The 7,565-nt window shown below is 68.2% G+C and carries 8 protein-coding genes; 6 read left to right on the top strand and 2 right to left on the bottom strand.

The features are described 5' to 3' along the window. The coding region (locus ACN675_RS26585) for a DNA translocase FtsK (protein WP_420753671.1) at positions 1–2,538 on the top strand (2,538 nt) is incomplete at its 5' end. Between the two features lie 182 nt (positions 2,539–2,720). After that, on the top strand, positions 2,721–3,737 hold the full coding sequence (locus ACN675_RS26580; RefSeq protein WP_420753670.1) for a TerC family protein: 1,017 nt from the start codon (positions 2,721–2,723) through the stop codon (positions 3,735–3,737). Positions 3,738–3,740: 3 nt separating this feature from the next. Here ACN675_RS26580 and ACN675_RS26575 read toward each other — a convergent pair whose 3' ends face one another. Continuing rightward, complete coding sequence (locus ACN675_RS26575) at positions 3,741–4,025, bottom strand: YciI family protein (RefSeq protein ID WP_420753669.1); 285 nt, start codon at positions 4,023–4,025, stop codon at positions 3,741–3,743. Between the two features lie 40 nt (positions 4,026–4,065). Next, positions 4,066–4,593 carry an amino-acid N-acetyltransferase gene (locus tag ACN675_RS26570; protein WP_420753668.1) on the bottom strand — a complete coding sequence of 176 codons (528 nt, stop codon included), beginning with the start codon at positions 4,591–4,593 and terminating at the stop codon, positions 4,066–4,068. Between the two features lie 150 nt (positions 4,594–4,743). Here ACN675_RS26570 and pgsA point away from each other — a divergent pair, with 150 nt between their 5' ends. The 4 genes from pgsA to ACN675_RS26550 all read left to right on the top strand — a co-directional run bounded on the left by pgsA (position 4,744) and on the right by ACN675_RS26550 (position 7,456). Further along, positions 4,744–5,436 (top strand): CDP-diacylglycerol--glycerol-3-phosphate 3-phosphatidyltransferase, encoded by a 693-nt coding sequence (gene pgsA, locus ACN675_RS26565; protein ID WP_420753667.1) that lies wholly within the window; start codon positions 4,744–4,746, stop codon positions 5,434–5,436. Beyond that, positions 5,437–5,946, top strand: coding sequence for a CinA family protein (locus ACN675_RS26560; RefSeq protein ID WP_420753666.1), 510 nt, complete (start codon positions 5,437–5,439; stop codon positions 5,944–5,946). A 102-nt stretch (positions 5,947–6,048) separates the two neighbouring features. After that, positions 6,049–6,438: a helix-turn-helix domain-containing protein gene (locus tag ACN675_RS26555; protein ID WP_197255288.1), complete on the top strand. Its 390-nt coding sequence runs from the start codon at positions 6,049–6,051 to the stop codon at positions 6,436–6,438. A 202-nt stretch (positions 6,439–6,640) separates the two neighbouring features. Next, positions 6,641–7,456, top strand: coding sequence for a PspA/IM30 family protein (locus ACN675_RS26550; protein ID WP_197255285.1), 816 nt, complete (start codon positions 6,641–6,643; stop codon positions 7,454–7,456). Positions 7,457–7,565 lie beyond the last annotated feature (109 nt).

Raw genomic sequence — 7,565 nt, 5'->3', positions numbered from 1 at the left:
CGTCCGGCCCGCGTTGCCGCGCCCTCTCGGACCTCGGCGTCCGGACGTCGGGGTCCCGGCGTGCTCGACTCCCTCGGGCGCGGCATCGGCGCCGGCTGGTTCATGATCGCTCGCGGCGTCGGCGCCACCATCCGCACGATGGGCAAGGCCGGCGACATCGAACACGGTCACCGCCGCGACGGCATCGCGCTCGGGCTGATCGCGCTCGGCCTGGTCGTGGCGGGCAGCGTGTGGTTCGGGGTCGGCGGTCCGGTCGGCGGCTGGATCGAATCCGGGGTTCGCGCGGTCACCGGTGGTGCCAGCGCGGTGCTGCCGCTCGCCGCGATCGGCATCGCCGTGGTGCTCATGCGCACCGAGTCGCGACCCGAGATCCGCCCCCGCCTGATCCTGGGCGGGCTGTTGGTCGGGCTGCCCGCACTCGGCCTGTGGCACATCGCATCCGGGTCGCCGACCACTCCCGACGGCCGATCTCAGGGCGCCGGCTTCGTCGGCGCCGTGATCGGTGGGCCGCTCACCTCGGGTCTGACCGTCTGGCTCTCGGTGCCGCTGATGGTGCTGGCCGCCGGGTTCGGGATCCTGCTCATCACCGGCACCACCGTGCGTGAACTGCCCGGTCTCTTCCGCGACTACTTCGGGTTGTCCTATCGCGCCGACGACGAGTACGGCGACTTCGACGAGTACGACCCCCATGACGACTTCGGTCGTGATGAACCGCCGTACGACGACGACCCGACGCTGTTCGACGCCGACGGCTATCCGACCGAACGTCGTCCGCGACGTCGTCGCACCCCGGCCGAGAACTACCCGACGGACGAATTCGACGGCAATGCCCGCACCGAGGTCCTGCCGCTGTGGGACGCCCCCGCGACGAAACCGTTCGAGGCGCCGCCCGCGCCGCCGCCGGAACCGGAACCGACACCCGATCCGCCCAAGCAGCGGACCAGGCCCAAGCCGACCCCGAAGCCCACCCCGCCGCCGACGCCGGCTGTCGACGAGGCCGACGAACTCGACGCGATGGTGCCGGAGCGGGTCGTCGAAGGCGACTACACGCTGCCGTCGGTCGGGCTGCTCATCCAGGGCGACCCGCCGAAGACGCGCTCGTCCGCGAACGACCAGATGATCGACTCGATCACCGAGGTCCTCGAACAGTTCAAGATCGACGCGGCTGTCACCGGGTTCACCCGCGGCCCGACCGTCACCCGGTACGAGGTCGAACTGGGTCCCGGCGTCAAGGTCGAGAAGATCACCGCGCTGGCGCGCAACATCGCCTACGCCGTCGCGACCGACAACGTGCGGCTGCTCGCCCCGATCCCGGGCAAGTCCGCGGTCGGCATCGAGGTGCCCAACTCGGACCGCGAGCTGGTCCGGCTGGCCGACGTGCTCGCCGCCCCGAGCACCCGCAAGGACCGGCATCCGCTGGTCATCGGCCTCGGTAAGGACATCGAGGGCGACTTCGTGCATGCCAACCTGGCGAAGATGCCGCACCTGCTCGTCGCCGGTTCCACCGGTTCCGGTAAGTCCAGCTTCGTCAACTCGATGCTGGTGTCGCTGCTGATCCGGGCGACACCCGAGGACGTGCGGATGATCCTCATCGACCCCAAGATGGTCGAGCTGACGCCGTACGAGGGCATCCCGCACCTCATCACGCCCATCATCACGCAGCCGAAGAAGGCGGCGGCCGCGCTGGCGTGGCTCGTCGAGGAGATGGAGCAGCGCTACCAGGACATGCAGGCCAACCGGGTGCGGCACATCGACGACTTCAACGCCAAGGTGCGCTCCGGGGAGATCACCGCGCCGCTCGGCAGCGAACGCGTGTACCGGCCGTATCCGTACATCCTGGCGATCGTCGACGAGCTCGCCGACCTGATGATGACCGCGCCGCGCGAGGTCGAGGAATCGATCGTGCGGATCACGCAGAAGGCCCGCGCCGCCGGTATCCACCTCGTGCTGGCCACGCAGCGACCGTCCGTGGACGTCGTCACCGGCCTGATCAAGACGAACGTGCCGTCCCGGCTGGCGTTCGCGACCTCGTCGCTCACGGACTCGCGCGTCATCCTCGACCAGCCCGGTGCCGAGAAGCTCATCGGTATGGGCGACGGTCTGTTCCTGCCGATGGGTGCGGGCAAACCGCAACGCCTGCAGGGTGCGTTCATCACCGACGAAGAGATCGCCGCGGTCGTCGACTTCACCAAGAACCAGGCCGAACCCGAATACACCGAGGGCGTCACCACGCAGAAGGCGGGGGAGAAGAAGGACGTCGACCCCGACATCGGTGACGACCTCGACGTGTTCCTCCAGGCCGTGGAACTGGTGGTGTCCAGCCAGTTCGGCTCGACGTCGATGCTGCAGCGCAAGCTGCGCGTCGGTTTCGCGAAGGCCGGGCGGCTCATGGACCTGATGGAGACCCGCGGTGTGGTCGGTCCGAGCGAAGGGTCGAAGGCCCGCGAGGTGCTGGTCAAGCCGGACGAACTCGACGGTCTGCTGTACTCCATCCGTGGGGGCGGCGGCGACGGGGAGAACGGCTCCGACCAGGACTGATCCGGCTCCGGCCCGCGAGTGTGGTTGAATGGACCACGTTGTGGAGGGGAGTATCCCCGTGATCCGCGACAGTTCCGTCAACACGTACGGCAGCGTTGCCGCTCCGGGACTGTCGGTCTGCACCTGTGCAGGCGGGAGAGACCTCCGGTGCCCTTTCAGGTCTACCGGAGGAATTCAGCCCCATGCATGTGACACCCCTGGTGTGGCTCGTCACGCTCGCGGTCATCGCCGCGCTCTTCGTGTTCGACTTCGTCTCCCACGTCCGTACACCGCACGCCCCCTCGCTGCGTGAATCCGGATTCTGGTCCGCCGTCTTCATCGGCATCGCGATCCTGTTCGGCGTCGTGGTCTTCGCGCTGTGGGGACCGCAGTACGGCGGCGAGTATTTCGCCGGCTACGTCACGGAGAAGGCGCTGTCGGTCGACAACCTGTTCGTGTTCGTGGTGATCATGGCGACCTTCGCGATCCCCCGCGAGTATCAGCAGAAGGTGCTCACCATCGGCATCGTGCTGGCCCTGGCGATGCGCGGCGGGTTCATCGCGGTCGGTGCCGCGGCGATCAACGCCTACAGCTGGGTGTTCTACCTGTTCGGTGTCTTCCTGCTGTACACCGCGGTCAAGCTGATCATCGACCACAACAAGGACGAGGGCACCAAGCCCGACGAGGGCCGCATCGTGAAACTGGTGCGCAAGGTGGTTCCGACCACCGAGCACTACGACGGCGACCGTCTCGTCACCCGGATCGACGGCAAGCGCATGATCACCCCGCTCATGCTCGCGCTGCTCGCCATCGGCTTCGCCGACGTGCTGTTCGCCCTCGACTCGATCCCGGCGATCTACGGCCTCACTCAGGAGCCGTACCTGGTGTTCACGGCGAACGCGTTCGCCCTGATGGGCCTGCGTCAGCTGTTCTTCCTCATCGGCGGCCTGCTGGATCGCCTCGTGTACCTGTCGTACGGCCTGTCGATCATCCTGGCGTTCATCGGCGTCAAACTCGTCCTGCACGCGCTGCACGAGAACACGCTGCCGTTCGTCAACGGCGGTGAGCACATCGCGGTCCCGGAGATCTCCACGAGCCTGTCGTTGATCGTGATCGTCGGGGTGCTCGTCGTGACGACCGTGCTGAGCCTGCTCAAGAACCGCAGCGACGCGCGGAAGGCCGCAGCCGTGGAGAGCCCCGAAACCGAGGACGTGCGGTGACCGTCAGGCGTTGAACACGCCCATCACCGGCTGCCAACCGGTGATGCGGACGGCGTCGACGAGGTTGCGCTGCGCGAACGGGTCCTGTGCCATCAGTTCGTGCGCTGCGGCCTCGTCGGCGACGTCGATGAGGATCAGGGCGCCCGAACCGTCCACCCACGGGCCCGTCGCCACGACCTTGCCCGCGTCGACGAGGTCGCTCAGCCAGCTGCGATGCGTCGGACGGTGTTCGTCGCGTGCGGCGACGGTGGCGTCGGAGTAGGTGTATTCGACGGCGAACAGGGCCATGGGTTCCTCGCTTCGGGTTCGGGGGTGCTCCCGGAGGCGCTCAGAGCGTGAGCAGCATCCGCGTGTTGCCGAGTGTGTTGGGTTTGACGTAACTCAGATCCAGGAACTCGGCGACGCCGGTATCGTACGACCGGCACATTTCGGCATAGACCTCGGCGGTGACGGGTGTGCCCTCGATCTCGGCGAATCCGTGCCGTCCGAAGAACTCCACCTCGAACGTGAGGACGAAGAGCCGGTCGAGCTCGAGTTCCCGTGCGACCTCGATGAGCTTGGCCACGACGAGATGTCCGGCGCCGCGCCCCTTGACCCGCGGATCCACCGCGACCGTGCGCACCTCGCCGAGATCCGCCCACAGCACGTGCAGCGCGCCGCAGCCGATGACCTCGCCACCCAACTCGGCCACCCAGAACTCCTGCACCGCCTCGTACAGGGTCACGAGGTTCTTCTCGAGCAGGATGCGCCCGGCGTAGATGTCGATGAGTCGCTTGATCTCCGGGACGTCCGACGTTCGCGCACGGCGCACGATGATCCGGTCGGCGTGTTCGTGATCGGGCGTCGGAGAAGTCATGCGGTGAACAGTAGCGGGTGATTCAGACGATATTGTGGGTCACGTGCCGGTCGGATCGTCGAGTTCATCCCAGCTTCCGGGGGAACTGCGTCCACCGGCCCGACCTGTGCCGACTTCCGGTACTTCACGACGTTGCACCCGGAGGTCCGCATGAGCACGCCCCGCCCCCATGTCGCCGGGGCCGGTCGCGGCGCCGCGCCGGGACCGCACGCCGGCACCGCCCACGAGCCGGTGCCGCTGTGGAACATCGCGAACATCCTCACCATGCTGCGGATCGCGCTGGTGCCGGTGTTCCTCATGCTGTTGTTCGTCGGCGACGGTCACGAGACCGGTTGGCGCATCGCGGCCACGGCGGTGTTCGCGATCGCCGCGATCACCGACCGCGTCGACGGTCAGCTCGCCCGTCGCCGAGGCCTGGTCACGGATTTCGGCAAGCTCGCCGACCCGATCGCGGACAAGGCGCTGATCGGTGCCGCACTCGTCGGACTGTCGGTACTCGGCGACCTGTCCTGGTGGGTGACCGGAATCATCGCCGCCCGCGAACTCGGTATCACGGCACTGCGATTCGCGGTGCTGCGGCACGCGGTGATCCCCGCCAGCCGCGGCGGCAAGGCCAAGACACTCGTGCAGACCCTTGCGATCGGGGTGTACCTGCTGCCGTTGCCGGACGCCGTGATGCCGTTCGCGGTTGCGCTGATGGCGCTGGCGGTGCTGCTGACCGTCGGTACCGGCATCGACTATGTGGTCCAGGCGGCACGGTTGCGCGCGGGCGTCCGCACGGAGGCCCAACATCACCGCGACGAGCAGCATCACCGCAACGACCGGGGCGGAGCCGACGCGTAGATGGCCGCCGCGCCGGATCCTCTCGTCGCCGCCACCAGGGCCGCCGACCTCGTGGCCGCCCTCGTCGAGCGAGGACAGACCGTCGCGACCGCGGAATCGCTCACCGCGGGCCTGCTCTCGGCCACGATCGCCGGTGTGCCCGGAGCCAGCGCGGTGTTGCGCGGTGGTCTCGTCGTGTACGCGACCGATCTGAAGGCATCACTCGCCGGCGTCGACACCGAGCGCCTCGGGCGGGACGGTCCGGTCGCCGAATCGACCGCTGCCGCACTCGCCGAGGGCGCTTCGAAACGCTGCGGTGCGACGTGGGGCGTCGGACTGACCGGAGTCGCCGGCCCCGACGATCAGGACGGGCACCCGCCGGGCACCCTTTTTCTCGGAATCTGCGGCCCCGACGGCACCACCGTGACATGCCCTGCGGTGCACGGCGACCGATGGTCCATCCGGCTCGGAGGGGTGGACGCGGCCGTGTCGGGGCTACTCGCGCGCCTGACATCGGACTCGGCGTTGTAGTGTCTGCTCACCGCGGTTTCGGTGCACGTGTCGCGACCGCGGGAACCCGGCGGCACGGTTGCGCGTTGTCCGGGATAAGGCACGACGGACGAGGAGGACGCGATGGCTCTGTTGTTGCGTGAGGCAATCGGTGACAGCCTTCGGCGCACCCGTGTGTCGCAGAGTCGCACTCTGCGCGAGGTGTCGAGCAGCGCGCGGGTCAGCCTCGGCTACCTCTCGGAGATCGAACGTGGACGCAAGGAAGCGTCGAGCGAACTCCTCGCGGCCATCTGCGACGCGCTCGAGGTGCCACTGTCCGACGTGCTGTTCGACGTCAGCGAGTCGCTGGCGGATGCGGCACCGCATCGAGATCGGAAGGATGCCGCTGCTGCGGCACCCCTCGATTCCGGTGTGGCCGTCCACGGTCCCGCCGGGGATCCGGCCGCGCGAATTGCGCAGGACACCCGCGTGGTGATTCCTCCACCTGCGACGCGGGCGCTGGCTGCCGCCTAACATGGATCACGACCGCGCCGGCTTGCCGGATGCGGACGAAAGCGACAGACTTTTTCGGGTCACCACCGGGGGGTGGCCCGGGATCACGACAGGTGGGACCGCCCGATGAACGGTGAAGGTGCGGCGGTCCGAATCGGTGCGCGAGGGCCGCGCATCGGGTCGCGTTCGGCGCGGCGTACCAGATGGAGGCAGGATCACACCCATGGCTAATCCGTTCGTCAAGGGTTGGAAGTACCTCATGGCGCTTTTCAACTCGAAGATCGATGAGAAGGCCGATCCGAAGGTCCAGATTCAGCAGGCGATCGAGGATGCCCAGCGTCAGCACCAGGCCCTGTCCCAGCAGGCTGCGTCCGTCATCGGCAACCAGCGGCAGCTCGAGATGAAGCTCAACCGCCAGTTGGACGAGGTCGAGAAGCTCAACGCCAGTGCCCGTCAGGCCGTGCTCATGGCCGACCAGGCCACCGCCGCCGGCGACACCGAGAAGGCCATCCAGTACACGAACGCCGCCGAGGCGTTCGCGGCCCAGCTCGTGACCGCCGAGCAGTCCGTCGAGGACCTCAAGGTGCTGCACGACCAGTCGCTGCAGGCCGCGGCGCAGGCGAAGAAGGCCGTCGAGCAGAACGCGATGGCCCTGCAGCAGAAGGTCGCCGAGCGCACCAAGCTGCTCAGCCAGCTCGAGCAGGCGAAGATGCAGGAACGCGTCAGCGAGTCGCTGCGCTCGATGGACTCGACCCTGTCGGCTCCCGGCACCACCCCGAGCCTCGACGCCGTGCGCGAGAAGATCGAGCGGCGTTACGCCGACGCCCTGGGCTCGGCAGAGCTCGCCCAGAACTCGGTGCAGGGCCGCATGCTCGAGGTCCAGCAGGCGACGATCCAGATGGCCGGGCACAGCCGCCTCGAGCAGATCCGCGCATCGATGAAGGGCGAGGCGTTGCCCGGTGGTGCCGCCGGTACCTCCACGCCGGCCGTGAACACCGCGAAGGAACCGCCGGCTGCCGGGGCAGCGGGTACGCAGTAGTCGACAGTCGGATGTGATCCAGACATGAGCACTCCGGGCAACGGCCGGGTCGGGAACGTTCCCGTCCCGGCCGTTGCCGCGCTCAGGGAAGCCGCCGACGGTGTCGTCG

The organism is Rhodococcus sp. O3 (assembly GCF_048897285.1).
Classification (GTDB): Bacteria; Actinomycetota; Actinomycetes; order Mycobacteriales; family Mycobacteriaceae; genus Rhodococcus.
The sequence above is the reverse complement of the archived record's forward strand: the minus strand, read 5'-3'. Positions and strand labels throughout refer to the sequence as shown.